Consider the following 305-nt stretch of genomic DNA (forward strand, 5'->3'; position numbering starts at 1 on the left):
AAACTATCACGATTAAAGCGTTGGAGTTCTTCAAATTGTTTCTCTAGACTACTTATTGATTGTTCTGCTTCTTTAACAGTATACTTATTTTCAGAATGTGTTTTAATCTCTCGTAGTTCATTAAGTTTATCCTCGATATAATTCATCTGTCTTTCTTTACTGACAGGGATCTTTTCAAATTGAGAATCCCCAATGACAATGGCATCGTAATCTCCTGTAATAATACGTGACACAAACTGTTTTCTTCTTTCCTTCACAAAATCTTTCTTAGTAGTCACAAAGACCTTTTTAGTAGGGAAAAATTT

Annotated in this window: 1 pseudogene; it reads right to left on the reverse strand. The window is 32.1% G+C overall.

Annotated elements, in window-relative coordinates:
- Positions 1–305: pseudogene (locus HMPREF2701_RS00985) on the reverse strand (helicase); the annotation flags it as partial.

Source organism: Streptococcus sp. HMSC077D04 (genome assembly GCF_001808785.1).
Taxonomy (GTDB): Bacteria; Bacillota; Bacilli; order Lactobacillales; family Streptococcaceae; genus Streptococcus; species Streptococcus mitis_BX.